Source organism: Alcaligenes sp. GCM10023179, from assembly GCF_042653705.1.
Taxonomy (GTDB): Bacteria; Pseudomonadota; Gammaproteobacteria; order Burkholderiales; family Burkholderiaceae_B; genus Alcaligenes; species Alcaligenes phenolicus.
The window spans coordinates 102806-127951 of record NZ_JBHSIQ010000001.1; the positions used below are offsets into that span (position 1 = coordinate 102806).

Genomic DNA, 25146 nt, shown 5'->3' on the forward strand with positions numbered 1-25146 from the left:
TCTTATGCGCCCCTTCAAGCGTTATTTCGTCACTGGCCTGCTCATCTGGGTGCCCTTGGTCATCACCGTTTGGGTGATGACTTTGCTGATCGAAACGCTGGAGAGCGTAGTGCCGGAGTTTCTGTCTTCGCAGGCCCTGTTCGGCCTGCGGATTCCCGGCTTTAGAATTGTGCTGGTGCTGGCCGTCTTGTTTGGCACGGGTTTGCTGGCGGCCAATTATCTGGGCCGTGCCGTTGTGGATCGTTGGGAATTGCTACTTGGGCGTATTCCTTTGGTGCGTTCCATTTATAATTCCGTCAAACAAGTCAGTGATACGGTGTTGGCACCCGATGGTCAGGCGTTTCGCGAGGCCGTTCTGGTGCAGTATCCCAGGGCTGGTTCCTGGACCATTGCCTTTTTGACCGGCACGCCGGGCGGACAAGTGGCGCAGATACTGGGAGAGGACTTTGTCAGCGTCTACGTGCCCACCACGCCCAACCCGACTTCCGGTTTTTTCCTGATGATGCCTCGGGCGGATGTACACAAGCTCGACATGACAGTGGATGCGGCGCTTAAATACATCGTATCCATGGGAGTGGTCAGCCCTACCGAGCCGATCGCTTTGCCCCCTGTTTCTGACCAGCCGGAGGGTCCTGAAGGGACACCCCCCTTGGCTGGAACCTGAATTTTCCAATTTGCAGTTTTTACTATTTCGGAGTCATCCTAGATGCGTACGTGTTATACCGGCGAGGTTTCCAAAGAATACCTGGGCCAGACGGTCAATTTGTTTGGCTGGGTACATCGTCGCCGCGACCACGGGGGTGTGATTTTCATTGATCTGCGCGACCGTGAGGGTCTGGCGCAGGTTGTCGTCAACCCTGACAACGTGCAGGCCTTTGAAGTGGCCGAACGTATCCGTAATGAGTACTGCCTGCGCATTACTGGCCGCGTTCAGGCTCGTCCTGAAGGCACCGTCAACCCGGACCTGCGTTCGGGCGAGATCGAAATCGTTTGCGACGAAATCGAGATCCTGAACGCTTCGGTCACGCCTGCTTTCCAGCTGGATGATGACAATCTGTCCGAAACCACGCGTCTGACGCACCGTGTGCTGGATTTGCGCCGTCCGCAAATGCAGAACAACCTGATGCTGCGCTACAAAGTGGCCATGCAATCCCGTCGCTACCTGGACGACCTGGGTTTCATTGATATTGAAACCCCCATGTTGACCAAGAGCACCCCTGAAGGCGCTCGCGACTACCTGGTTCCCTCGCGTGTGAACGCAGGCGAATTCTTTGCATTGCCCCAATCGCCCCAGCTGTTCAAGCAGATGCTGATGGTGTCGGGCTTTGACCGTTACTACCAGATCACCAAGTGCTTCCGCGACGAAGACTTGCGTGCTGACCGCCAGCCTGAATTTACCCAGATCGACTGCGAAACCTCTTTCCTGAACGAAGAGCAGATTCGCGATATTTTTGAAGGCATGGTCACGCACATTTTCCGCACTGTGCAAAACGTGGAACTGCCCAAGTTCCCCACCATGAGCTGGACTGAAGCCATGCAGCGCTACGGTTCGGACAAGCCTGACCTGCGCGTCAAGCTGGAGTTCGTGGACGTGGCTGACCTGATGCGTGAAGTGGACTTCAAGGTCTTCTCCGCACCGGCCAACGACCCCTCCTGCCGCGTGGTTGCTCTGCGCATTCCTGGTGGTGGCGCCATGCCACGTAGCGAAATCGACGCATACACCAAGTTCGTCGGTATCTACGGTGCCAAGGGGCTGGCTTACATCAAGGTCAACGATGTGACCTCGATCCCTGAAGGTCTGCAGTCGCCTATCGTCAAGAACATCAATGTTGAGGTTCTGAAACAGGTGATGGAGCGCACGGGCGCCCAGAACGGCGACCTGATCTTCTTTGGTGCTGACAAGGCCAAGATCGTGAACGATGCGATTGGTGCCCTGCGTATCAAGATCGGTCACAGCGAATTCGGTAAGGCGAACGGTCTGGTTGAAGAAGGTTGGAAACCCCTGTGGGTGGTGGACTTCCCCATGTTCGAATACGACGAGGGCGAAAACCGCTACTTTGCAGCTCACCACCCCTTCACCAGCCCCAAAGACGGCCACGAGGACCTGCTGGAAACAGATCCCGGCAAGGCCTTTGCCAAGGCTTACGACATGGTGCTGAACGGTTGGGAAGTGGGTGGCGGTTCGGTCCGTATCCACCGTGCTGACGTTCAAAGCAAAGTGTTCAATGCCTTGAAGATCGGCCCTGAAGAAGCACAACTGAAGTTCGGCTTCCTGCTGGATGCGCTGCAATACGGCGCGCCTCCACACGGTGGTCTGGCTATGGGTCTGGATCGTCTGGTCACCCTGATGGCCGGTGCCGATTCGATCCGTGACGTGATTGCTTTCCCCAAGACACAGCGTGCTCAGTGTCTGCTCACCCAGGCCCCATCGGCTGTGGACGAGCAGCAGCTGCGCGAGTTGCACATTCGTCTGCGGGCTGTTGAAAACAAGTAAGTCAGAACGGGGGACGGCGTGTCAGTGATTCGGGTAGTTAGCTACAACATTCACAAAGGCCGCTCGGCTTCGGGCAAACGGGAGTCTTTGGCGGATCTGCGCCTGGGACTTTACGGACTGTCTCCCGACTTGTTGTTTTTGCAGGAAGTGCAGGGGCGTAACCAGCTGCAAGGCAGTCTGGACGCCCAGCACGAATCCCTGGCCGCTGCCTTGCGCATGAATACGGCTTACGGCTGCAACGTGGTTCGCCCTCATACGGACCACGGCAACGCCTTGCTGTCGCGCTTTCCCATTCTGCAGTACGAAAACCAGGACATTTCTGACCATCGTATGGAGCAGCGCGGTTTGCTTCATGCCGTCATTGATGTCGATGGCCGTCCGGTGCATTGCATTGTGGTGCACCTGGGATTGTTCAACAGCGGCCGGGTTCGTCAGGTTCAGGCCTTGCTCGATCGCATCAAGCGCATTGTCCCTGCGGACGAGCCCTTGCTGATTGCAGGCGACTTCAACGACTGGAATAACCGCCTGGCACCTATCTTTGTGCAGCAGTTGAATCTGTACGAGGTATTTTCGTTTTCGCCTCGTGGTCAGGCCGATAACCGTTTCCGACTGCGTCAGCCCATCAAATGGCTGCGTACCATGCGCAAAAGCGGGCTGGTCGTGCCGGATCAAGGCATTCAGTTGGGCGTGAACGGTGCCGCACGCATGACGCCACCGCCTCGTACCTTCCCCGCGGCATTTCCCTGGCTACGTCTGGATCGCGTCTACCAGCGTGGTTTTGCAGTGCGTAATGCCCGTGTACTGGTGGGAGACCCCTGGAAACAGTTGTCCGACCATGCCCCCATCCTGACCGAGCTGGAGCTGCCGTAAAGGGGCGTTCAGTGGTTTCTTAACGCATAGGCCTAGCAAGCATGCCGAGTCTGAAGCGCGATCCACTATGGCACGAAGGTAATCAAATCACCTTACTGCAAAACGGCCAGGAGTTCTTTCCGGCCATTTGCGAAGCTATCGATCAGGCGAAAAAGCGTCTGCATCTGGAAACCTATATCTTCAACCTGGATGACAGCGGTCACAGCGTTCTGGACGCCTTGCGACGAGCCTGTGAGCGGGGTGTACGCGTACGTGTGGTGATTGATGGCTTTGGCAGTGATGTGCATGCCTTGCAGATTGCTGAGCAGTTGAAGGCCATGCGTGCCCGTTACCGGATTTATCGCCCCAAACCCCAAGGGTGGCGCGAACCGCGCTTGTCCTTGCGACGTTTGCGCAGACTGCACCGGAAAATGCTGGTGGTCGATGAGCGCATTGGCTTTGTGGGTGGCATCAATATTCTGGACGACTTTGATGAAGTGCCCCTGATCAATGGACAGGGCAGGCCGCGCTTTGATTTTGCTGTACGCTGCGAAGGGCCCATTGTCGACGATATGGTGCGTGCTCAGCAGGCTCTATGGCTGCGCATGGCCTGGCGCAGACGCAAGGATTGGGACAGCTTCACCCAGCGCTTTACCCTGTGGCGTGAATGGCGCAAGCGGCGTCAGGCGCGCAAGAAGGCGGAGCAGGCCGGGCAGGTTTTTGAAGGAGTACGGGCCTGCTTGCTGCTGCGGGACAATGTGCGCCATCGGCAGCAGATTGAGCAGGCGTATCTGCACTTGCTCGGCAAAGCGCAGGAGCAGGTGGTGCTGGCCAATGCCTATTTCTTTCCGGGCCGTACCTTGCGTCGCCGTATCGAACAGACGGCGGAACGAGGCGTGCGGGTGCGTTTGTTGCTGCAAGGCCATGCCGAATACTTCCTGCAATATCGGGCCTGTAGATTCATGTACGGGAAGTTGCTGGATCATGGCATCGAGCTGTACGAGTACAAGGCCAGCTATTTACACGCTAAAGTCGCCGTTATCGACGACTACTCCATGGTGGGCTCGTCCAATCTGGACCCGTTCAGTCTGCTGTTGGCGCGCGAGGCTAATGTGTTGATTCAGGATGTGCCTTTCACCCAGGACCTGCAGGCCAAGCTGGAGTACGAGATCGAGCACAATGCAGCGCGCGTCTACCCGGAGCAGTATCAGCGTCTGGGTTTGTTCAGTCGACTGGGCGATTATCTGGCTTATGGCATGTTGCGCCTGGGCGTGCTGCTGACGGGTAAATCGTCCTTGTATTGATGCCTGCCAGGTGATTTGTACGGGTCTTTACCCATACAAGGTGCCGCCAGCCGGGCAGCGCCTTATAAAATACTCTCTATACTTTAAGAGTTTGGTCCCGAAGGACCGAGTTTGCCGTAACCATAATTACTTTTACCCGGAGGGTGGACCACATGAAAACACGTGCAGCTGTTGCCTGGAAAGCGGGCGCTCCGCTAACTATTGAAGAGGTCGATCTGGCAGGTCCCAAAGCGGGCGAAGTGCTGGTCGAAATCAAGGCGACGGGCATTTGCCATACCGATTACTACACCTTGTCGGGTGCTGATCCAGAAGGTTTGTTCCCAGCGATTCTGGGCCATGAAGGCGCAGGCGTGGTGCTGGATGTAGGTGCTGGCGTGACCAGCTTGCGCCCCGGCGATCACGTGATCCCTCTGTACACGCCCGAGTGCCGCCAGTGCAAATCCTGCCTGTCGCGCAAGACCAACCTGTGTACCGCGATCCGTTCGACTCAGGGCAAGGGCCTGATGCCCGATGGCACCTCGCGTTTCTCCATTGGCGGCAAGCCAGTGCACCACTACATGGGCACATCGACTTTCGCTAACCACATCGTGGTGCCGGAAATTGCCTTGGCCAAGATTCGTAGCGACGCGCCTTTCGACAAGGTGTGCTACATCGGCTGTGGTGTGACCACAGGCTTGGGCGCTGTGCTGTTCACCGCCAAGGTGGAAGCGGGCGCTAACGTGGTGGTGTTTGGTTTGGGCGGTATTGGCCTGAACGTGATCCAGGGCGCCAAGATGGTTGGTGCTGGCAAGATCATCGGTGTGGACATCAACCCCGAGCGCGAAGCCATGGCTCGCCAGTTTGGCATGACCGATTTCGTGAACCCTAACGAGGTTGAAAACGTGGTCGACCACATTATTCAACTGACTGACGGCGGTGCGGATTACTCCTTCGAGTGTATCGGCAACACCAAGGTGATGCGTCAGGCACTGGAGTGCTGCCACCGCGGTTGGGGCCAGTCCATCATTATTGGTGTGGCCGAAGCCGGTGCCGAAATCTCCACCCGTCCGTTCCAGCTGGTCACAGGCCGCGAATGGAAGGGCTCTGCCTTTGGTGGCGCTCGTGGCCGTACCGACGTACCTACGATTGTGGACTGGTACATGGATGGCAAGATCAATATCGATGATCTGATCACCCACACTTTGCCGCTGGAGCGCATCAACGAAGGCTTTGACCTGATGAATGCAGGCAAATCCATTCGTTCGGTGGTGATGTACTGATAGACGTCGCTTGAAAAGGGCGCAGGCAGTCGCCTGCACCCTTTATCCCGGTTTCAGAGCTCGTATGCTGCCCTTGGGCGTGCCACGGGCTTTGGACCGGATCTGCAATTGAGAACACGAGGGGGCTATGACTCAGACACTGGAACTGCTCAACGAACATCGCTGTTTTAATGGTTGGCAGCGCTACTACCAACACGCTTCGCAGACAATTGGCCTGCCCATGCGGTTTTCTGTGTACATGCCGCCACAACTACAGGCCAGCGCTCAGAAAGGGGCTGCCAGCCTGGCAGAGGCTATCGGGCAAGGCCGTGTGCCTGTGCTGTTTTTTCTGGCAGGGCTGACCTGCACGGAAGAAACCTTCATGATCAAGGCCGGTGCCCAGCGTTACGCTGCCGAGCACGGCATCATGCTGGTCACTCCCGATACCAGCCCGCGTGGCGCTGGTGTGGACGGGGAGGACGATGGCTGGGATCTGGGAACCGGTGCCGGTTTCTATCTGGATGCCACTGAGCCCGGCTGGAGCAAGAATTACCGCATGGAAAGCTATGTGACCCAGGAGCTGTTTGATCTGGTCACGACTATCCTGCCCGGCGACGCCCGCCGTGTCGGTATCTTTGGTCACTCCATGGGCGGGCACGGTGCCTTGACGCTGGCTTTGCGCCACCCTGGCAAGTACCGCTCCGTGTCGGCCTTTGCGCCTATTGCTGCGCCGACCCGCTGCCCTTGGGGCGAAAAGGCCTTTGGTGCCTATTTGGGTCAGGATCGCCAGGCTTGGGAACAACACGACGCCAGTGCCCTGATGGCCAAGACCAGTACGCCGTATCCTGCCGGTATCTTGGTGGACCAGGGCTTGAGCGATGGCTTTCTGGCCGAACAACTGTATCCGGAAGTATTCGAGCAGGCGTGCGAGCAGGCCAAACAGCCTTTGACCCTGCGCCGTCACGACGGCTATGACCACGGCTACTACTTCATCTCGACCTTCATTCAGGACCATCTGAATTTCCACGCCGAGCGACTGTGATCGCTGGATAAACAAGGTCGCACTTTGTTATTTTCAGGTGGGTGTTAAGGCGTTATTCTCAGGCAGCCACGGTTTTTTGCCTGTTTGTGGCGTCCTGCCCACCGATTTGCCGCAGTTTTCCCTCCAGTAGTGAACTTTTTCTTGCTGCGACGCTCTTATTCCTGTACTCGAATTTTTTAGCACTCCAGACCATCGAGTGCTAAACTCAATGATTGTTGAAATACGTTTTCTGCGGTTTGAGAGCCTTGTTGAGTGCTCTCGCCGGCTGACTTTTGAAGGATTTTCCATGACACAACAAGCGAACGCTTTGGCCCTGACGTCTGGTAATGAACTCGTCGCCGCCGTGTCTAATCCAGGCGCACTGGGGACGATCGAAGCGTATATTTCTGCTGTTAACCGCCTGCCCATGCTCAGCGCCGAACGCGAAACCGAGCTGGGTCAGCGCCTGCGCGACCAGGATGACCTGGATGCTGCGCGTGAACTGATTTTGTCGCACCTGCGGCTGGTGGTCTCCATTGCCCGCCAGTACCTGGGTTACGGCTTGCCGCATGCCGACCTGATTCAGGAAGGTAACGTGGGCCTGATGAAGGCCGTCAAACGCTTTGACCCCGATCGCGGTGTACGTCTGGTGTCCTTTGCCGTGCACTGGATCAAGGCCGAGATCCACGAATATGTCGTGCGCAACTGGCGCATGGTGAAAGTGGCCACTACCAAGGCCCAACGCAAACTGTTTTTCAATCTGCGCCGCATGCGTCCGGACGGTCAAACGCTGGATACGGCCCAGGTAGACGCGATTGCACGTGAACTCGATGTGCGTCCTCAGGACGTCAGCGAGATGGAAGTGCGTCTGTCCGGTCACGATATGGCCCTGGAAGCCCCGGCCAACGACGACGATGACAATTTCGCGCCTATCTCCTACCTGTCCGATGAAGGACACGAGGAACCCACACGCGTGCTGGAGCGTCGTGCCCAGGACATGCTGGAAGGCAGCGGCCTGGAAGAAGCGATCGACACGCTGGACGAGCGTTCGCAGCGCATTGTGCGCGCCCGCTGGTTGCAGGACGATGGCGGTGCCACCTTGCACGATCTGGCCGCCGAATTCGGCGTGTCGGCAGAGCGTATCCGTCAGATCGAAGTGGCGGCGTTCAAGAAGCTGCGCGTCGCCTTGGCGCCTGCGGCTTAAGTCGTTTTAAAGAGTTACAACTTTTCGGGGAATCCGAAGAACTTAAGCTGATCTTCGCGGACTAAACAATACATTTGCTGATTTTTGCCACCTATGCAATTCGGCATTTGCGCATCCGCTTCGGCTTCTCCTCTTCCCCTCCCTTTTGAAGCGGATGTTTACGGGACACCAGCTAGGTGTCCCTTTTTTTTGCCCTGATTTTTCAGCTATTTTGCCGGCCGAGCCAGACCGACCCGGCAGGCAAAAACGGTCAGAAGGTCAAAGCGGCACGCAGCCAGACGGTGCGGCCAGGGTCATTAAAGCGGCTTGCTGCGCCAAAACCAAAACCACTGTTCCCGGCCAGATTCAGGTGTTCGCCGTAAGTTTTGTCGAACACATTATCCACACCGGCTGTCAGGGACAGATTGCGGTTGATCTTGTAGCCGCCATACAGCGACAAGGTACTGAAGCCACCTGTAGGCCCGAAGTCGTAACCCACCACATTCCCTTGTCCCTGCGAGTAGCGATTTTGCTTGGCCACAATGCGCCAGACACCGCCGGCAGACCAGGGGCCTTGCACATAATCCGCTGTCAAACGCAGATCCAGCGGGGGCATTTGCGGCAGTGCTCGGCCATCCGTACTATTACGGCCCCAGGCATAGGCCAGGCTGCCGCCCAAGGTCCAGTTGGGCGTCGCTTTCCAGTCCGCACCCAATTCGCCGCCCATGATGCGGGCCTTGACGTTTCTGGCCTGGGTTTTCATGCCCATCATGCCACCGGGCAGGTAGTCGAACAGGATGTAATCCTGAATCTGGCCAATATAGGCAGAGGCCCAGGCCGAGACCGTTTCATCCTTGTACTGAGCACCAAAATCCAGCTGTGTGGTCTTTTCAGGCTGAATGCCCAGGAAGGCACTGGCGCTACCTTGCGGGCCGCTGGCCGGGGAAATCAGCTCCCAGTAGTCCGGCATGCGTTGGACATGGCCAATACCGGCGTACAGGCTCAAGGGCAGGGAATCCAGATCATGCTCGATACGCAGGAAGGCACTGGGCAGGGTTTCTCTACGGCGCTCGTTCGCACCGGGGTTGGGCTTGCTCATCATGCCACTGCCCAGGCTGGGTCGCAGGTCGCGGGCACTGGCCCAATCCAGACGTGCGCCACCAATCAAACGGCTGGCGTCGTTCAGATCCCAACGGGCTTCGGTGAACAGGCCAATATTGTCAAACTCGGCATCTTTCACCCAGTCCTGATCGCGGTAGTCCTGCATGCCCATACCGCTGCGTTTGCGATGGCGGCTGCGCATCAAATCAGCACCCGTGGTCAAGGTCAGGTCCTCACTCAAGGCCCAGTCCATGCTTAGACGGCCACCCCAGGTCAGGCGGTCCACATTGGAGGCCATAGGCATGGACATGCCTCCTCCCGGTTTGAAGGTGCGCAGCCCGTAGTTGTCCATCACGTGATCGGCGTAGTTGTAGTAGAGCTGGGCCTCTACATTGCGCAGCACGCCTTCGTGCATATCCTTCTTGAAACGCAGACCCAAGGTTTCACGCTTGAATTTCGTGCCATCCATGCCACGACCGGCGTAGCGGGCATAGCCGTCACCCGTACCTGCGCTTAACTCCAGCAAGGTATCGGCATCCGGGGTCAGGCCAATGGCGACGTCTGTATTCCACTTTTTCCAGCGCGAGGGCACACGTTCACCATCCCCGTCCTTGTAGTCCTGAGCGCGATCTTGATTGGCAGTCAGGCGGGCATAGTAAGAGGCATTGCCAGCCGCAAAGTCCACATTGCCTGCGTGACGGCCAGCCGAACCGCCCAGAATACTGGCGTCCAGCGTGGCGTCGTTCTCGGTAAAGCCGGGCGCTTTGCGTTCGAAGCGTACCGTCCCGGCAGAAGCACCCGGGCCCCAGCGCACGCTTTGAGGGCCCTTGATGATGGTCAGTTCATCAAAGGATTGGGGCGAAATGTAGGAGGTCGGCGCATCCATGCGTGACGGGCAGGCACCGGGCATGGAGCTGCCATTGGTCAGCACATTCAGACGCGAGCCAAACATGCCACGCAGCACGGGGTCCCCGTTGCTGCCGCCATTACGAATGGCTGCAAAGCCAGGAATGGTTTTCAAGTAATCCGTGCCGTCGCTGGCAGGCAAGGGCAGGCGGGGCAGTTTGGGGTTGGTGCTGAACTGCAAGGGGGATTCAGGAGCCACCCCGGTCACCACAATGGGGCTGAGTTGTTCAATAACGGTGGATTGGGCCAAGGCCATAGAGGGCACGCAGGCCAGCACACCGGCGCTGATCAGGCCGGGGTTTATTAATTTCTTCATGACTAAATTCCGAAGAGCAGCCGTCGTCCAGCGGCAAACCCGCTTGGGCGATAGCAACAAAGGATAAAAGGCGTGGCGGCAGAGCCGAACGCGGGGAATCAGGCAGGAAGAAGAGAGGGCGGGGCGCGTTGCCCCACTGGCGGGCCACGAATAAAGGCCTGTGCCAGGGCGGGGCTAAGAGGGGGAAGCAGGAAGGGCCGGAACTGGCCCAGGCTCAAAGGCGTGACGATAGCAATCGGCGCGGGCGTCAATGCGGCTTGCAGCATGACGCAGAACGGACAGGTGGCGCTGGTGGTGGCCTCGTCCGAATGGGACGTGGCGTCCTCGCCTAACAAGGCCGCCCAGTGCTGAATCATTTCAGGGGGAAGGCTTTGTCCTGAAGGCAGACAGAAGGCCAGCGCATACCCCTGATCTGTCTGCTTGGGCATATAGCCCGCAGGGACCATGCCGCGTAGCACCACAGCCAGCAACAACAAGCACAGGCCCAGACGATGGGGCCAGTGAGTCGCAGCGAGGAAGGTGCGCGGGAAATTCATGATGCGAAAGTATAACGAGTTATGTCAGACGTGAACTTGCGCTGGCGCAGATTTTGGCTTGCCGCCGTATCACCGTCCATTTGTGTTTCTGAATGCGGGTCCATAGGCCAAAAAACGTAAATTTTGCGAGAAAAAGATAATTCGGCGGCTGTGTGTCCGGAAAAAGGCGCTATTCTGATTCATGCGGAAAGCGGGGGGATTTTCCGTGCCGATCTGGCCTGCCCATGCCTGAATGCGTATGTACATGCCGATCGACTCAATGCCGATGACAAAGGATGTCGCGATGCAGATTGGGCAGTTTGTTTTTGGGTTGGCAGGCCTGCTGGGGCTGGTTGCCTTTATGCCGCCTTTGGCTGGACGCTTGCGACTGCCGTACTCCGTACTTCTGGCCTTGATCGGCTTTGCGCTGGGCATTTTGCTGCACCTGCATGCCTGGGCGCCCAAGATGGTGTCCGACTTCCTGGATACCTTACAGGCCTTTGACATCTCCTCCGAGACCTTTCTCTACGCTTTCCTGCCCATCCTGCTGTTCGAGACTTCGCTGGCCATGAACTTGCGCCGCCTGCTCGACGATATCGGCGCCATCTTGATGATGGCCATCGTGGCCGTAGTGGTCTGTACCTTTGCCGTTGGCTACGCCTTGAACGCGGCTTCGTCTTATGGGCTGGTGGTCTGTTTGATGTTGGGCGCGATTGTGGCCACGACGGACCCTGTGGCCGTGGTGGGCATTTTCCGTGAAGTGGGTGCACCCAAACGCTTGTCTACCTTGGTGGAAGGCGAGGCTCTGTTTAACGATGCGGCTTCCATTGCCTTGTACTCCGTGCTGTTGGCAGTCTTGACGGGGGGTGGGGAATTAAGTGGCAGCAAGGTGTTGGGCAGCTTCCTGTTCAGTTTTCTGGGCGGTGGTGTCGCGGGTTTCTTGATGGGGCGTCTGGCCAGCGGCCTGTTTGTGCTCTTGCGCGGTTGGCCGGCTGCTGAAGTCACGCTGACCATTGCCTTGGCGTACCTGGCCTTTTTTGTATCCGAGCACTATCTGGGCGTATCCGGTGTGGTCGCCACGGTCATTTCCGGCCTGGTGGTGGGCTCGACAGGCCGCACCCGCATGTCGCCTGCGACCTTCGAGCTTTTGAGCAGCTCCTGGACTCAGATGGGTTTTCTGGCCAACTCCCTGATCTTCCTGTTTGCCGCCATGCTGATTCCACGCCTGATGGCTGAAATCACCTGGATGCAGATCGGCCTGGTGGTCTTGCTGTTTGTGGTGACCTTGCTGGCACGGGCCGTTATGGTGTTTGCCGTTCTGCCCTTGCTGGGGCGCACCCGCTTTGGCACCCGAGTCAGTCGCCCCTATCGGGTGGTGATTCTGTGGGGCGGCCTGCGTGGCGCTGTTTCCCTGGCGCTGGCCTTGGCGGTTACGGAACAGCACGCCATTCCGCATGATGTGCGCCAGTTCATTGGTGTGGCCACCACGGGTTTTGTGTTGCTGACCCTGTTTGTGAACGGGATCAGTTTACGCCCCTTGATTCGTCGTTTAGGCCTGAATCAGCTGACCCCGCTGGAGCGCCACTTGCGCGATCAGGCGGTGAGTCTGGCCTTGGAAGAGCTGCGCGACAAGACCGAAGAACTGGGTCGGCAAGAGCAGATCAAGCCACAGGTCATCGAGCGCCTGTGTACGGTGTTCGATGCCAGTCAGGCCGGTGTGGCATCCGGCCAGATCCAAAGCCTGACCGAAGCACAGAAAGTAAAAATGGGGATGGCGATTCTGTCGGCCCGCGAGGTGGAGCTGTTTTACGAGCTGCTGAAATCGCAGATTGTGGATTGGAAAACCGCCGAGTCCTTGTTGAGCCGGGCCGAACGCATGAACGATACGGTGCGTCTGGCTGGCTTGGCCGGTTTCGAGGCCGCCATTGCCAATGATCTGCGCTACTCCCGAGGTTTCCGGTCTGCTTTACGCTTGCACTATCTGTTTGGCCTGCAAGGCTGGCTGGTGCGGGAACTGGACAAGCGTTTCTCGAACCTGATCGCCAAGCGCTCGGTGGCCCAGCGTCTGATACGTTTTGCCGAAACCGAGCTGGCTCCTTTACTGGGACAACAGGCTACGGGCACGATTGTGCAGGCTCACAAGTTGCGTCTGTCTCAACTGGAAGATGCCTTGCACTCGCTGACACTGCAATACCCGGTGTTCGCGCAGTGGCTGCAAGAGTCCTATTTGGCGCGCGTCGCCGCTTCGCAAGAACGTGCCCACTACCGCACCATGTTGTCCCACTCTCTGATTACCAGCGAGATGTACGCTGATCTGGTCAAGCAGATCACACAACGCTGGCGTTATCTGGACGAGCGTCCCACTCTGGACATGACCATGAGCGCCATGGAACTGATTGCCCAGGTGCCCATGTTCGATGGCATTTCCGAGCAAGCCAAGAAGGAGCTGGCGCGACGTTTACGCCCACGTCTGGCGCTGCCAGACCAGAAAATTCATCTGCGTTATGGTGGCATGCGTGTCATGTTCTTTGTGGCGTCCGGGGCGCTGGAACTGACTTTGCCTGATGGTAGCCTGGTGGAACTGGGGACAGGGCAAACGATTGGTGAAGTCAATGTCGTGGAACATAGCGACCACGTTGGTGAAGTGCGCTCCCTGGGCTATAGCCGCTTGCTGATGCTGACTGAGCGTGATTTCGATACCTTGCGTGGCAAAGATCCCAGCTTCAGTGAAAAGATTGAAGCCGTTGTGCGCCAACGCCAGCGCGCGTATCAAGTGTGGCAGGAGTTCGAGTCCGGCCAACGCCAACATGAGGAACTGCCACCGCTGTTTGGTTTGGCTCATGCCTTGAGCGAGGCAGAAAGTTTTGTAGGCCCGCCTTTACCCCCGGACTGGGTACGACAGGCGCAGCCCACCGAGGGACAGGCATAAAAAAAAGCGAGCCGATCATGGCTCGCTTTTTTATTGGGCGTGATCAGATCAAGCGCACCCAGTGATCCAGCAGCAATGCCCCAAACAAGACCGCCAGATAAATAATGGAAAAGCGGAACAGCTTGCGAGACAGTTCATCGCTGTAGTTGCGGTGCAGTTGGTGGGCGTATTGAATGAAGCGTGCACCCAGCAAGATCGCCGCAGCCAGGTACAACGGCCCGCTCATGCGGATGATAAAGGGTAGCAGGCTGGAGGCCATCAGGATGTAGCTGTAGAGCAGCACATGCAGCGTCGTAAAGGTCTTGCCGTGGGTGACGGGTAGCATGGGCAGGCCGGAGCGCTGGTAGTCGTGCTGACGGTAGAGCGCCAGGGCCCAGAAGTGCGGCGGCGTCCAGATGAAGATGATCAGCACCAGCAACCAGGCCTCAGCCGGTACGGCGTTGGCAATGGCGGCCCAGCCCAAAGCAGGTGGCATGGCACCGGACAAACCGCCGATGACGATGTTTTGTGGGGTCAGGGGCTTGAGAATCACGGTATAGATCACCGCATAACCAATGAAGGTGGCCAAGGTCAGCCACATGGTCAGCGGGTTCACCCAGTAATACAGCACCAGCATGCCCATGCCGCCCAACAAACCGGACATGGCCAGCACTTGCGGCGGGGTAATGGTGCCGCGTGCCGTACCGCGCCGAGCGGTGCGCAACATGCGGGCATCAATCTGGCTTTCGATCAGGCAGTTGATGGCAAAGGCGGCAGCCGCCAGCATCCATATGCCCAGCGTACCCGCGACCACGGTGCCCGGATCGGGCAGGCCGGGAGCAGCCAGAAACATGCCGATAACGGCACAGAAAACAGCCAGCTGGGTGACTCTGGGTTTAGTCAGTACCAGATACTGGCGCAGGAGCGAGGCGGGAGCCAGGGTAGCGGTGTTTGTCATACTGTATTCCTTGGGGGACAGTCGACTTGCGGGAAAGCCGTACCAACAGGGTGACGCAGCATAAAACGAGACCGGCAGCTCCCCCATTATGCAGGACGGCAATCAAAAGAGGCCATTGGAAAAAGATCGTGGTTAACCCCGTGATGAGCTGGGCCAGCAGCAGCAAAAGCACTAAAGTCGCGGGGCGACGCAAGATGGGGTCGGCGCGTAATTTCCACGCAACGGAACCCAGAACCAGAAACACCAGAAAGGCCATATTGCGATGGACCCAATGGATGGCGGTCAGCGCGGCCTGGGAAATCATCTCACCTGAAGGCAGCTCGCCCAACGCTCGGAACAGCGAGAACCCGCCGTGCAGATCCATCTCCGGTATCCATTGACCGTGGCATTGCGGGAAGTCCATGCAGGCCAGCGCCGCGTAGTTGGTGCTGACCCAGCCGCCCAGACCAATCTGAATCGTCAGCAGGATAAAGGCCCCGATCAGCCAGGGTCGCCAACGGCGGGTTACAGGTGAGACTGGCGGTCCTGGGTTTTCGCGCACGGCCAGCCAGGTCATCAAGGCCAGCACGCTCATGCCACCCAGCAAGTGAGTGGTGACAATAATGGGCATCAGCTTGTGAGTGACGGTCCAGGCACCAAAGGCCCCTTGCACGCACACAGCCAGTAAGGTGAAAGCCGCCAGCCTGGCCGAATGCCCCAGCGTATGGCGATGCCGCCATGCCATCCAGACAATGGCAATGATCAGCATGCCCAAAGCCGCGCCCACGTAGCGGTGGATCATTTCAATCCAGGCTTTGCCCCAGCTGACCGGGCCATAGGGCATGGCTTGATAGGCTTGTTCGATATGTGCCCCTGCACCCAGCGGCGTAAGCTTGCCATAGCAACCGGGCCAGTCCGGGCAACCCAGGCCCGAATCTGTCAGACGCACAAACGCGCCGAACATGATCAGGTCCAGGGTCAGGAACCAGGTCAGGTAAACCAGCTTGCGGTAGCGTTGGCGTATATCGGCCATGAGCTTATCCGATGCGTGAATTGTTCAGCAGTTTGCGAATGTCGGTGCGAACCTTGAGCGGGTCGGCATCGCCGGGGAACAGCATCATCAAATTGCCATTGGGGTCGATGATCCACATGCCATTTTTGACGGCTTGTTCGGGGGCCTTGCCAGCGGCTTCAGGGGTCAGGAATTCGGCCAGTTGGCGTGGGTCCGCACGCAGCATATGGGTGCCTTGATAGGCCTCCAGAATTTGTTCCGAAGGCTGGCCCTGGTCAGTCACAAACCAGACGCGTGTCAGGCGTTCCACGTTCTTGCCTTGGCTGGCGTGGGAGTTGCGCAGAATGAACAGCTTGCGCACGCAGCTTTCGGGGCAGGCGCTTTCATCGGCGCTGACCAGTACCCAGCGGCCCCGCAGCGATTGCAGATCAAAAGCTTCGCCTTGCAGATTGCGCAGGGGCAGTGCGGCAGGTTCAGGCACGCTGCGTTGAGGCTGAATCAATTGGCCGTAGGCATTGCTCTCGTCTGGCCGCAGTCCCAGTGATGGCATGTAGTAGGCAGCCAGTGCAAACAGTACCGGCGCCAGACTGATCGCCAGCAGCAGATACAGCGGAGTCATGGAACGCGGGCGGGTTGGGGGTTGAGTCGTGTCCACGTCAGGTTTTCCTTGTAGGGGCAGAGTTGAGCCTGGAGCGTCGCAGCCATTTCCACGCTACACCGATCCAGGCACACAGGGCAATCAGGGCAAAACCGAACCATTGCAGTGCGTAGCCACGGTTCTTTTCAAAGTCGATATTCGGGTCGGGCCAATTGGTTTGCAACTCTGAAGCGGGAGCCGTCTGGGCCAGCACGCGCGGCAGCACAGGCAGGTCAATGCGGCTGCGCAGATCTTCCAGAGCCAGGTTCTGCACGACGGGGGGCGTGCCAGACGGGTCGGGCAAGTGTGCAGGCAAGGGGCTGCTGCCCAGCTCAAATAGACGCGGCACGCGTTCCATCAACTCGCCGGAAATGGTTTGGTGGCCGGATGGTGCAGCCGGAACACTAGGGGTTTGCCCCGGTACGCGAGCCAACCAACCACGTAGTACGAGCAGGCTGGAGCCCGCCAAATCGCCCTCATCCAGCACAAAAGGGGTGGCAATCCAGTAGCCCGGCTTACCTTTGAAATTGCGATTATCCAGGAGTACAGTTAACTCACTGCGCCAGGAGCCGTGCACCGAGACAGACTGCCACAAGGCACCTTTATCCAGGCTGGCCTGGGAATCAATATGAAGGGGAGCTTGCTGGCGGCCTTGTTCTATTTGTTGTGCCAGGCTTTGACGTTCCTGCGCGCGGCTCAGTTGCCAGCGCCCCAGGCTAATGAACAGCAGCATCAGCAAACCCAGACAAACCAGGGCAAGCAGGGATCGAGTCGAAGAAGAACGAGGATTGTTGCTGGACATCAATTCAACCTGAAGCGGGGGATACGTAATGCGTGTGCTAGTCCTGATCGTGTTTCTGGGGATTATTGTTTCGCTGGGTTCGGCCCTGGTGTATTTGATGCGGGACCGGGGTAATTCCAATCGCATGGCCTATGCGCTGACCTGGCGAGTGGGCTTGTCCGTGGCCCTGTTCCTGTTTGTGTTGCTGGCCCATCATCTGGGTTGGATTGAAAGCACTGGCGTGCCTTTGGCTTGAAGTAAAAACCCAGGCCCGAAGACACGGGCCTGGAGCATGAATTGCTAGAACCAGTACACGTACAGATACAAGCCCAGCCACACCACGTCCACAAAGTGCCAGTACCAGGCGGCCCCTTCAAAACCAAAGTGGTGCTCGGCGGTAAAGTGCCCGCGCATCAGCCGTATCAGCATCACCGTCAGCATGGTGGCGCCGATAATCACGTGAAAACCGTGAAAACCCGTCAACATGTAGAACAAGGCCCCGTAAGCGCCGGAAGTGAACTTCAGGTTCAGCTCGGCGTAGGCGTGCATGTATTCGTAAGCTTGGCAGGCCACGAAGGCAAAGCCCAGCGCAACCGTCATGAACAGCCAGAAAATCGCGCTACTACGCTTGCTGGCTCGCAGCGCGTGGTGAGCAATGGTCAGGGTGACGCCCGAGGTCAGCAGCAAGGCCGTGTTGATCGTAGGCAGCCACAGCGGGCCTACGGTCTGGAAGGGGGCAACAGTGCCCGCCGGGCCTTGATTCGGCCAGGTGCCGGTGAAGTCAGGCCAGAGCAGGGCGCGGTGATCCAGGTCGCTTAGTAGCGGCGTGGCAATTTCACGGGTATACCAAAGTGCCCCGAAAAAGGCCGCAAAAAACATGACTTCGGAAAAGATGAACCACGACATGCTCCAGCGATAGGAGATATCGACACGCGTGCTGTTCAGACCCGTTTCAGACTCGCGCACGGCATCGCTGAACCAGAAGAACAGCACCAGCAAGAAGCTGAGAATCCCGACCAGGAACACCCAGAAACCGCCCGGCCAGTTATTGATCCAGGTAGCCGCACCCAACAGCGTCAGGCACAGGGAAAGGCTGGCGCGTACCGGGTGCCCCGATAAGCCGGGGACGTAGTAATACGGCGCCTTGGACGGGTGAGCCGTAGTCTCGACATGCATAGTGTTCTCCTTCGGGTCATGTGCCCTTGGGCGCAGTATCCGGCCAGGGTTCAGCTGGCCTGACCAATGAACCAGCGGGCCACCATAATCAGGCCCACAACGAAAACAACCGTGGCGATCAAGGCGGCAATAATCAGATAGACCGGATTGATCTTGGCAATGTCCTGCTCATGGTCACGACCACGACGGACTCCAAAAAAACCCCAGGCAATGGCTTTCAATGTCTGGAAAAAACTGAGCTTGCGCCGTGTGAGGTCCCGAAAATCGTCATCCATATCACTGTCCTAAAAATTGACTGCCTTTTAGAAAGGTCCAGGCCATGACGGCAATGACGAACACGGCCAGGAGCAATCCCAGACGGCGGTTGCGACGGCGTTGTTCGGGGGTCATACGGCGTTCCTCCAGTGTTACTTGACGACAGGGGGTACTTCAAAGGTGTGGTGCGGAGCGGGCGATGGAACAGTCCACTCCAGACCTTCGGCACCTTCCCAGGGTTTGGCGCTGGCCACTTCGCCCTTGCCGCGTGCGGCCTGGATCACGATGTAGATCAGCAGCAGTTGCGATAGGCCGAACCAGAAGGCGCCAATGGTGGCAATCTGGTGGAAATCCGTGAACTGACCAGCGTAGTCCACATAACGACGTGGCATGCCCGCCAGACCCAGAAAGTGCATGGGGAAGAAGGTCACGTTGAACGAGATCATGGTGGACCAGAAGTGGATCTTGCCCAGACGCTCGTTGTACATGCGGCCGGTCCATTTGGGCAGCCAGTAGTAGGCACCGCCAAACAGGGCAAAGAGCGATCCGGCCACCAGCACATAGTGGAAGTGGGCCACCACGTAATAGGTGTCGTGTACCGCAATATCAATCGGGGCCACGGCCAGGATCAGGCCGGTAAAGCCGCCAATCGTGAACACGAAGATAAAGCCGATGGAAAACAGCATGGGCGTTTCAAAGGACAGCGAACCGCGCCACATGGTGGCTACCCAGTTGAAGATCTTCACCCCGGTCGGAATGGAGATCAGCATGGTGGCATACATGAAATACAGCTGCCCGGTTACCGGCATCCCGGTGGAGAACATGTGGTGGGCCCACACCAGGAAGGACAGAATCGCGATGGCGGCGGTGGCGTACACCATGGAGGCATAGCCAAACAGGGCTTTGCGCGAGAAGGCAGGCACGATGGCAGAGACAATGCCAAAGGCCGGCAAGATCATGATGTAGACCTCGGGGTGACCGAAGAACCAGAAGATGTGCTGGTACAGAACCGGGTCACCACCACCGGCGGCGTTAAAGAAGTGTGTACCGAAGTGACGGTCCGTCAGCAGCATGGTCACGGCAGCGGCCAGCACGGGCATCACGGCAATCAGCAGATAAGCGGTAATCAGCCAGGTCCAGCAAAACAGCGGCATTTTCATCAGCGTCATGCCAGGCGCGCGCATGTTCAATACCGTCACCACAATATTGATGGCCCCCATGATGGAGGACGCGCCCAGAATGTGGACCGCGAAAATCGTGAAGTCCATGCCTGGTCCCATTTGCAAGGACAGCGGGGCGTACATGGTCCAGCCACCGGCAGGCGCGCCGCCCGGCACAAAGAAGGACGCGGTAAACAGAATCGCGCCCACGGGCAGCAGCCAGAAGCTGAAGTTGTTCATGCGAGCAAAAGCCATGTCCGATGCGCCAATTTGCAGCGGAATCATCCAGTTGGCAAAGCCCACAAAAGCCGGCATGATCGCGCCGAAAATCATGATCAGGCCGTGCATGGTGGTGAACTGGTTGAACAGCTCTGGCCGGAAAAACTGCAGGCCCGGCTGGAACAGTTCGGTACGCAGCAGCAAGGCCAGCACGCCGCCCTCCAGCAACATCACAAAGGAGAAGATCAGGTACATGGTCCCGATATCTTTGTGATTGGTGGCGAACAACCAGCGACGCCAGCCGCTAGGGGTGGCATGGGCATGATGGTGATCATCATGTCCGCTCGGGTTCGCTACATGGTCGACGGTGACGCTACTCATGCTTGACTCCTTGCTGCACTCCCCCTGGCCGTAGTCAGGGATAGATTGATAGTGTGATAGGCGGCGCGCGCAAAATTAGCGCTGTTCCTTGACGTCGGCGGGCATCACGACAGGGTCAGGCCCTTTGCCAGCGTTGCCCCAGGCATTGCGTGTGTAGGTAATGACCGCAGCAATCTGTACATCGGTCAGTTGATTGCGGAAGGCGGCCATTGCGGTGCCAGGGTGACCATTCAACACCGTGTCGATCTGGCCTTTCTTGGGGGCGAGCACAAATTTCGTATCGCCATCCAGAGCGGGGAAGGTGCCGGGCATGCCTTTGCCATTGGCCTGGTGGCAAGCCACGCAGTTCTGCGCAAAGATCTGTTTGCCGCGCTCGGTCAACTCGTCCTTGGTCCACTCTTTATTGGGATCATCGGCCTGGGCAGTCATCAAGTCGTTCTGCTCCTGAGCCCACTTGTCGTAGTCTTCTTGCGCCATCACTTGCACCACGATGGGCATATAGGCGTGGTCCTTGCCACACAGCTCGGCGCATTGACCGCGGTAGGTGCCGACCTTGTCCGCACGGAACCAGGTATCGCGCAAAAAGCCAGGGATGGCATCTTGCTTGACGCCAAACTCGGGCACCATCCAGGAGTGGATGACGTCCTCGGCCGTCAGCATGACGCGCACTTTTTTATTAACCGGCACGACCAGTGGCTTGTCCACTTCCATCAGATAGTTCGGGCCAATGGGTTCGCGGCCTTCAATCTGGGCGCGCGGGGTGGACAGGTTGGACAGGTATTTCACACCCGTGGCCGGACCGTCCAGATACTCGTAGCCCCATTTCCACTGATAGCCAGTGACCTTGACGGTCAGGTCGGCGCTGCTGGTGTCCTTCATGGCCACCACGGTTTTGGTGGCAGGCAGTGCCATGCCGATCACGATCAGGAAAGGGATGATGGTCCAAGCCACTTCCACACCCAGGTGTTCGTGAAAGCGGGCGGCAATCGCGCCCTTGGACTTGCGGTGCCGGATGATGGAATAGAACATCACGCCGAACACGCCAATAAAGATGATGGTACAGATGATCAGCATCATCCAATGCAGCCAGGCAATGTCCTGGGCGATGGGGGTAACCCCGTTATGCAAATTGAGCTGATTGACACGGGGACCACCCTCCATGTGGGTGATCTGAGCCAGGCTTGGCCCTGCCGTCGAACAGGCGGTCAGAGCAAATAAACTTCTCCACATCTTCATTGTTGTCCCTCTTTTGGTGTTGCCATGCCAAACCGGGGTTCGGCTGCGTCAACGCTCCGAAAAATCCAACGCTGGAAGAAACTGCTGTGTTGCAGTGGCGGGCTTGTCGCATCTAAGTGCTGGTCCGCTCGAAGTTTTTAGTAGCTTATCTGTTCACGGAAATTATATAGAACTTGTTTTAGCCTTCAAGGGCAGGGTATGTCCCTAGAAGACAAGGTTGGACTAAACGCTACAAAAGCCGTAATGGGGCAAGGCTTGAATTACAATCGCCGACTATGACTTTGTTCCAGAACCGATCACTTACTCAGGCCCTGCGTCAGCGCATGGCCAGCTTGACCAGTCAGCTGCAACAATTGCCCCCACCGGGCAGCCGCCCTGTCACTGTAGATGGGCGCGTTGCCGGATGGATCACCCCCAAGGCCGCTCGTTGTATCGAGCCTTTGCCAGGGGTCTCGATTGAAGAAGATGTCTTGCGTCTGAGCGATTGCCCCAGCCAGGAATTGAGCTTGGCTCAGGTCCTGGATCAGGTCGCCTTGCGTTTGCAGGAAGGCGGTTGCATTCGGGCCTGGCGTGACGAGTTGCTGGACGTGGTCGGAGAAGGGCAGTGCCTGTCGCGCATTGAACGCGGTGCGGTACGGCCCTTGGGCTTTTTGACGCAAGCCGTGCATTTGAATGGCTGGTCCACAGACGGCCGTATCTGGGCCGCACGTCGTTCACCCACCAAGTCAACAGACCCGAATATGTGGGACACGCTGGTCGGTGGGTTGGCGGTCAGTGGTGAATCGCTGCATACCTCTCTCATACGCGAAAGTTATGAAGAAGCGGGGTTGGCCGAGTCCGTGCTGGACAATTGCACCCCTTTGCGTGTGTCTTTGCGCATGCACCGTCGCCTGCCGGAAGGCTATCAGGTGGAGAACGCCCTGGTTAGCGATTGCGTGCTGGCCGACGATGTACGGCCCTGCAATATGGACGGCGAGGTTAGTGAGTTTCGCTTATTGACGCTGGATGAAGCCTGGCAAATGATAGAAGCAGATTTGTTCACCCTGGAAGCGCAAGTGGTGCTGATCGACAGCATCAAGCAGCATCTGGAACAGCTGGCCTGAACCTGGGAGTCACCGGGCAGGCATCAACCCGATGGGAGCTACGCATGAACCCGAATCCTTTTGGTATACCTGATTTCAATGCCCTGGGCGGCGGCAACAATCCCTTGCTGCGCAGCATGGACATGATGGCGCAGGCCTGGAAAAACATGGCCAGCGGCGGGGCGGGCGATTTGAGTTCGGGCATGATGCCCAGCTTGTCCCCCGATGATCTGGATCGTCGTATTCGTGACTTGCGTGCCGTGGAAAGCTGGTTGCAGCTGAACCTGTCCATGCTGAGCACGACCATCCAGGGGCTGGAGATTCAGCGCTCCACCTTGGCGGCCATCAAAACCATGGCACAGCAAGGTACGCAGGCTGCGGGCGGGAAAAATCCCTTTGAAGCCTTTATGGCCTTCAATCCCATGGCGGCAGCGGCGGATAGCGCGGCTGCCTCAGATTCCAAGTCTGGGGCCAACAAGCCGGAAGCGGCATCGCAAACGGCATCTCAGCATGCTTCGGCACAGCCTCAACAACAAGCTGCGCCACAGCCCGAAGCGGCTGCCAAGCAGGACGCCCCAAAAGATAAACAGCCCGGTGCCCAGCAGGATGCCGGTGCAGGCAATCCCGCTGCACAAGCGTGGTGGAACATGCTGCAACAGCAGTTTGATGCCATGGCGACCGCCACAGCCGCATCAATGCAGCAGGTGGAAAATTATCGTCAGCAGGCGAGCAAGGCTAAAGCGGCAGGCTCGTCGGCCAAACCCTCCAAACCGGCAGCTGCCCATGCCCAGACGTCGGCCAAGACCAGTGCTCCGGCAGCAGCCAAGCCGGTGAAAACGGCAGCGAAAGCCGCCACTAAAACTGCGGCCAAGGCGGCCACCAAAACGGCGGCTAAAAAAACCGCCACGCGCAGCACCAAAAGCAGTACCAAAAAGAACTGATCGACCAACCTTGTAGGTAAATTTTTATGCTTAATATCGTGATTCTGGCAGCAGGCATGGGCAAGCGTATGCAGTCTGACCTGCCCAAAGTACTGCATCCTATCGCCGGCAAATCCATGCTGGCCCACGTGCTCGACAGCGCACGTGAACTGGAGCCGGAAAAAGTTGTGGTCGTGGTGGGTCATGGCGCCGAGCGCGTTCAGCAAACCTTCGCACAGGCCGAGCTGGCCTTTGCCTTGCAGCAACCTCAGCATGGTACGGGCCATGCAGTGCAACAGGCCGTGCCTGAACTGGTCGGTGGCGACCAGGAAGATGACGCCACGCTGGTTCTGTATGGCGACGTTCCTTTGGTCCAGGCTGACACCTTGCGCCGCTTGCTGCAAGCCCGTGGGCAAGGCGTGGCCGTGCTGACCGAAACACTGGCAGACTCTACCGGCTATGGCCGCATCATTCGCGGTGCAGATGGCACCGTACAGCGCATTGTCGAGCACAAGGATGCCAGCGAAGCCGAGCGTGCCGTGAAGGAAGTGAACACCGGCATTCTGGTAGCCCCGACGGCGCGCCTGAAAGATTGGCTGACCCGCATCACCAACGACAACGCTCAGGGCGAGTACTACCTGACCGACATCATTGCCTTGGCGGTTGCCGATGGCGTGCCCGTGCAAGCTGCTCAGCCAGCTGCTGGTTGGGAAACCCTGGGTGTGAACAGCCGCATTCAACAGGCCGAGCTGGAGCGTCTGTGGCAAGCAGAACAGGCCCGCCGTCTGTTGGAAAAAGGCGTGACCTTGGCCGACCCGGCCCGCTTTGATCTGCGCGGCACACTGGAGTGTGGCCGTGATGTGTTCATTGATGTGGGTTGCGTGTTTGAAGGCAAGGTTGTGTTGCAAGACGGCGTGCGTGTCGGCCCGCATAGCGTGCTGCGTGACGTGACGATTGGTGCCGGTACGCAAATCGAAGCTTTCAGCCATCTGCAACAAGCCCAGGTTGGCGAAGAAGCCCGTATCGGCCCTTACGCCCGTCTGCGCCCTGGTGCTGTTCTGGCCAATCACACCCACGTGGGCAACTTTGTGGAAATCAAGAACACCCAGCTGGGTGAAGGTTCCAAAGCCAATCACCTGGCCTATATCGGTGATGCCGATGTGGGGCAGCGTGTGAACATTGGCGCAGGCACCATCACCTGCAATTACGATGGCGTGAACAAGTTCCGCACCGTGATTGGTGACGATGCCTTCATTGGTTCCGATACGCAGTTGGTGGCCCCGGTGACTGTTGGCCGTGGCGCAACAATTGGTGCGGGTACGACCCTGGTGCGCAATGCGCCGGATGATCAGCTGACCTTGTCGCGTTCGGAACAGCGCAGCGTGTCCGGCTGGAAGCGCCCGGTTCGCAAATCTTGATGTGTGTTAGCCCATCTTCGGTATTTCTCCCTTTGCATCGCAAGGGGAGCATTGCTGCTTGCTCTTGTGGCACACAGTGCCCGGAGGGGCTGATTCT

Annotated in this window: 23 protein-coding genes; 12 read left to right on the plus strand and 11 right to left on the minus strand. The window is 58.0% G+C overall.

The annotated features are described in order from the left end of the window. The first annotated feature begins 4 nt into the window (after positions 1-4). The 7 genes from ACFPDR_RS00510 (at position 5) to rpoH (ending at position 8110) form a co-directional block, all read left to right on the plus strand. On the plus strand, positions 5-664 hold the full coding sequence (locus ACFPDR_RS00510; RefSeq protein WP_083054980.1) for a DUF502 domain-containing protein: 660 nt from the start codon (positions 5-7) through the stop codon (positions 662-664). 42 nt (positions 665-706) lie between these two features. After that, positions 707-2494: an aspartate--tRNA ligase gene (gene aspS / locus ACFPDR_RS00515; RefSeq protein WP_009457464.1), complete on the plus strand. Its 1788-nt coding sequence runs from the start codon at positions 707-709 to the stop codon at positions 2492-2494. A gap of 18 nt (positions 2495-2512) precedes the next feature. Continuing rightward, complete coding sequence (locus ACFPDR_RS00520) at positions 2513-3364, plus strand: endonuclease/exonuclease/phosphatase family protein (RefSeq protein ID WP_009457467.1); 852 nt, start codon at positions 2513-2515, stop codon at positions 3362-3364. A 41-nt stretch (positions 3365-3405) separates the two neighbouring features. After that, entirely contained in the window at positions 3406-4647 is a 1242-nt protein-coding gene (clsB, locus tag ACFPDR_RS00525; protein WP_035269720.1) for a cardiolipin synthase ClsB, read from the plus strand. A gap of 152 nt (positions 4648-4799) precedes the next feature. After that, positions 4800-5906 carry an S-(hydroxymethyl)glutathione dehydrogenase/class III alcohol dehydrogenase gene (locus tag ACFPDR_RS00530; RefSeq protein WP_026483572.1) on the plus strand — a complete coding sequence of 369 codons (1107 nt, stop codon included), beginning with the start codon at positions 4800-4802 and terminating at the stop codon, positions 5904-5906. Between the two features lie 127 nt (positions 5907-6033). After that, positions 6034-6927 carry an S-formylglutathione hydrolase gene (gene fghA / locus ACFPDR_RS00535; protein WP_035269721.1) on the plus strand — a complete coding sequence of 298 codons (894 nt, stop codon included), beginning with the start codon at positions 6034-6036 and terminating at the stop codon, positions 6925-6927. A 286-nt stretch (positions 6928-7213) separates the two neighbouring features. Then, on the plus strand, positions 7214-8110 hold the full coding sequence (gene rpoH / locus ACFPDR_RS00540; protein WP_009457472.1) for an RNA polymerase sigma factor RpoH: 897 nt from the start codon (positions 7214-7216) through the stop codon (positions 8108-8110). Between the two features lie 250 nt (positions 8111-8360). Here rpoH and ACFPDR_RS00545 read toward each other — a convergent pair whose 3' ends face one another. Both ACFPDR_RS00545 and ACFPDR_RS00550 read right to left on the minus strand, forming a co-directional pair. Beyond that, complete coding sequence (locus ACFPDR_RS00545; protein ID WP_321291457.1) at positions 8361-10412, minus strand: TonB-dependent copper receptor; 2052 nt, start codon at positions 10410-10412, stop codon at positions 8361-8363. Positions 10413-10510: 98 nt separating this feature from the next. Then, complete coding sequence (locus ACFPDR_RS00550; protein ID WP_376910174.1) at positions 10511-10948, minus strand: DUF2946 family protein; 438 nt, start codon at positions 10946-10948, stop codon at positions 10511-10513. A 283-nt stretch (positions 10949-11231) separates the two neighbouring features. On the opposite strand from ACFPDR_RS00550, the gene ACFPDR_RS00555 reads away from it, so the two are divergent. Then, entirely contained in the window at positions 11232-13856 is a 2625-nt protein-coding gene (locus ACFPDR_RS00555) for a cation:proton antiporter (RefSeq protein ID WP_376910176.1), read from the plus strand. Between the two features lie 43 nt (positions 13857-13899). Here the strand turns inward: ACFPDR_RS00555 and cyoE are convergent, their stop codons facing one another. Genes cyoE through ACFPDR_RS00575 form a run of 4 tightly spaced genes read right to left on the minus strand, consistent with a single transcriptional unit; the run spans position 13900 to position 17223 of the window. Further along, on the minus strand, positions 13900-14793 hold the full coding sequence (cyoE, locus tag ACFPDR_RS00560) for a heme o synthase (RefSeq protein WP_022983662.1): 894 nt from the start codon (positions 14791-14793) through the stop codon (positions 13900-13902). Then, positions 14732-15805, minus strand: a complete 1074-nt coding sequence (locus ACFPDR_RS00565; protein ID WP_022983661.1) for a COX15/CtaA family protein — start codon at positions 15803-15805, stop codon at positions 14732-14734. Before ACFPDR_RS00565 ends, cyoE begins: the two co-directional genes overlap by 62 nt. A gap of 4 nt (positions 15806-15809) precedes the next feature. Continuing rightward, positions 15810-16439: an SCO family protein gene (locus ACFPDR_RS00570; RefSeq protein WP_081055342.1), complete on the minus strand. Its 630-nt coding sequence runs from the start codon at positions 16437-16439 to the stop codon at positions 15810-15812. A gap of 1 nt (position 16440) precedes the next feature. Further along, complete coding sequence (locus tag ACFPDR_RS00575; RefSeq protein WP_035269729.1) at positions 16441-17223, minus strand: SURF1 family protein; 783 nt, start codon at positions 17221-17223, stop codon at positions 16441-16443. A 28-nt stretch (positions 17224-17251) separates the two neighbouring features. Between ACFPDR_RS00575 and ACFPDR_RS00580 the strand changes: the two genes are divergently transcribed. Continuing rightward, positions 17252-17458 carry a twin transmembrane helix small protein gene (locus ACFPDR_RS00580; RefSeq protein WP_026483580.1) on the plus strand — a complete coding sequence of 69 codons (207 nt, stop codon included), beginning with the start codon at positions 17252-17254 and terminating at the stop codon, positions 17456-17458. A 44-nt stretch (positions 17459-17502) separates the two neighbouring features. Here the strand turns inward: ACFPDR_RS00580 and ACFPDR_RS00585 are convergent, their stop codons facing one another. From ACFPDR_RS00585 to coxB, 5 genes are all read right to left on the minus strand, one after another. After that, positions 17503-18378 (minus strand): cytochrome c oxidase subunit 3, encoded by an 876-nt coding sequence (locus ACFPDR_RS00585; RefSeq protein WP_009457487.1) that lies wholly within the window; start codon positions 18376-18378, stop codon positions 17503-17505. Between the two features lie 50 nt (positions 18379-18428). Continuing rightward, positions 18429-18653: a DUF2970 domain-containing protein gene (locus tag ACFPDR_RS00590; protein ID WP_003805158.1), complete on the minus strand. Its 225-nt coding sequence runs from the start codon at positions 18651-18653 to the stop codon at positions 18429-18431. Position 18654: 1 nt separating this feature from the next. Continuing rightward, complete coding sequence (locus ACFPDR_RS00595) at positions 18655-18768, minus strand: cytochrome oxidase small assembly protein (protein ID WP_009457495.1); 114 nt, start codon at positions 18766-18768, stop codon at positions 18655-18657. Between the two features lie 17 nt (positions 18769-18785). Beyond that, complete coding sequence (ctaD, locus tag ACFPDR_RS00600; RefSeq protein WP_009457496.1) at positions 18786-20393, minus strand: cytochrome c oxidase subunit I; 1608 nt, start codon at positions 20391-20393, stop codon at positions 18786-18788. Positions 20394-20468: 75 nt separating this feature from the next. Next, positions 20469-21629 (minus strand): cytochrome c oxidase subunit II, encoded by a 1161-nt coding sequence (gene coxB / locus ACFPDR_RS00605; RefSeq protein ID WP_026483582.1) that lies wholly within the window; start codon positions 21627-21629, stop codon positions 20469-20471. 275 nt (positions 21630-21904) lie between these two features. Between coxB and ACFPDR_RS00610 the strand changes: the two genes are divergently transcribed. From ACFPDR_RS00610 to glmU, 3 genes are read left to right on the plus strand one after another with little or no spacing between them, the layout of a single operon-like run. Continuing rightward, the gene (locus ACFPDR_RS00610) at positions 21905-22732 is read left to right on the plus strand and encodes an NUDIX hydrolase (RefSeq protein WP_009457498.1); all 828 of its coding nucleotides are present in this window, start codon (positions 21905-21907) and stop codon (positions 22730-22732) included. Positions 22733-22776: 44 nt separating this feature from the next. Continuing rightward, positions 22777-23652: a PhaM family polyhydroxyalkanoate granule multifunctional regulatory protein gene (locus ACFPDR_RS00615; RefSeq protein WP_060185481.1), complete on the plus strand. Its 876-nt coding sequence runs from the start codon at positions 22777-22779 to the stop codon at positions 23650-23652. Between the two features lie 26 nt (positions 23653-23678). Then, complete coding sequence (glmU, locus tag ACFPDR_RS00620; RefSeq protein ID WP_035269735.1) at positions 23679-25049, plus strand: bifunctional UDP-N-acetylglucosamine diphosphorylase/glucosamine-1-phosphate N-acetyltransferase GlmU; 1371 nt, start codon at positions 23679-23681, stop codon at positions 25047-25049. Positions 25050-25146: the final 97 nt, after the last annotated feature.

What these genes read in the sequence shown, in the direction of transcription:
- ACFPDR_RS00510 (WP_083054980.1), top strand. Translation starts at nt 5, where the DNA reads ATGCGCCCCTTCAAGCGTTATTTCGTCACTGGCCTGCTCATCTGGGTG.
- aspS (WP_009457464.1), top strand. Translation starts at nt 707, where the DNA reads ATGCGTACGTGTTATACCGGCGAGGTTTCCAAAGAATACCTGGGCCAG.
- clsB (WP_035269720.1), top strand. Translation starts at nt 3,406, where the DNA reads ATGCCGAGTCTGAAGCGCGATCCACTATGGCACGAAGGTAATCAAATC.
- ACFPDR_RS00530 (WP_026483572.1), top strand. Translation starts at nt 4,800, where the DNA reads ATGAAAACACGTGCAGCTGTTGCCTGGAAAGCGGGCGCTCCGCTAACT.
- fghA (WP_035269721.1), top strand. Translation starts at nt 6,034, where the DNA reads ATGACTCAGACACTGGAACTGCTCAACGAACATCGCTGTTTTAATGGT.
- rpoH (WP_009457472.1), top strand. Translation starts at nt 7,214, where the DNA reads ATGACACAACAAGCGAACGCTTTGGCCCTGACGTCTGGTAATGAACTC.
- ACFPDR_RS00545 (WP_321291457.1), bottom strand. Translation starts at nt 10,412, where the DNA reads ATGAAGAAATTAATAAACCCCGGCCTGATCAGCGCCGGTGTGCTGGCC.
- ACFPDR_RS00550 (WP_376910174.1), bottom strand. Translation starts at nt 10,948, where the DNA reads ATGAATTTCCCGCGCACCTTCCTCGCTGCGACTCACTGGCCCCATCGT.
- ACFPDR_RS00555 (WP_376910176.1), top strand. Translation starts at nt 11,232, where the DNA reads ATGCAGATTGGGCAGTTTGTTTTTGGGTTGGCAGGCCTGCTGGGGCTG.
- cyoE (WP_022983662.1), bottom strand. Translation starts at nt 14,793, where the DNA reads ATGACAAACACCGCTACCCTGGCTCCCGCCTCGCTCCTGCGCCAGTAT.
- ACFPDR_RS00565 (WP_022983661.1), bottom strand. Translation starts at nt 15,805, where the DNA reads ATGGCCGATATACGCCAACGCTACCGCAAGCTGGTTTACCTGACCTGG.
- ACFPDR_RS00575 (WP_035269729.1), bottom strand. Translation starts at nt 17,223, where the DNA reads ATGTCCAGCAACAATCCTCGTTCTTCTTCGACTCGATCCCTGCTTGCC.
- ACFPDR_RS00580 (WP_026483580.1), top strand. Translation starts at nt 17,252, where the DNA reads ATGCGTGTGCTAGTCCTGATCGTGTTTCTGGGGATTATTGTTTCGCTG.
- ACFPDR_RS00585 (WP_009457487.1), bottom strand. Translation starts at nt 18,378, where the DNA reads ATGCATGTCGAGACTACGGCTCACCCGTCCAAGGCGCCGTATTACTAC.
- ACFPDR_RS00590 (WP_003805158.1), bottom strand. Translation starts at nt 18,653, where the DNA reads ATGGATGACGATTTTCGGGACCTCACACGGCGCAAGCTCAGTTTTTTC.
- ACFPDR_RS00595 (WP_009457495.1), bottom strand. Translation starts at nt 18,768, where the DNA reads ATGACCCCCGAACAACGCCGTCGCAACCGCCGTCTGGGATTGCTCCTG.
- ctaD (WP_009457496.1), bottom strand. Translation starts at nt 20,393, where the DNA reads ATGAGTAGCGTCACCGTCGACCATGTAGCGAACCCGAGCGGACATGAT.
- coxB (WP_026483582.1), bottom strand. Translation starts at nt 21,629, where the DNA reads ATGAAGATGTGGAGAAGTTTATTTGCTCTGACCGCCTGTTCGACGGCA.
- ACFPDR_RS00610 (WP_009457498.1), top strand. Translation starts at nt 21,905, where the DNA reads ATGACTTTGTTCCAGAACCGATCACTTACTCAGGCCCTGCGTCAGCGC.
- ACFPDR_RS00615 (WP_060185481.1), top strand. Translation starts at nt 22,777, where the DNA reads ATGAACCCGAATCCTTTTGGTATACCTGATTTCAATGCCCTGGGCGGC.
- glmU (WP_035269735.1), top strand. Translation starts at nt 23,679, where the DNA reads ATGCTTAATATCGTGATTCTGGCAGCAGGCATGGGCAAGCGTATGCAG.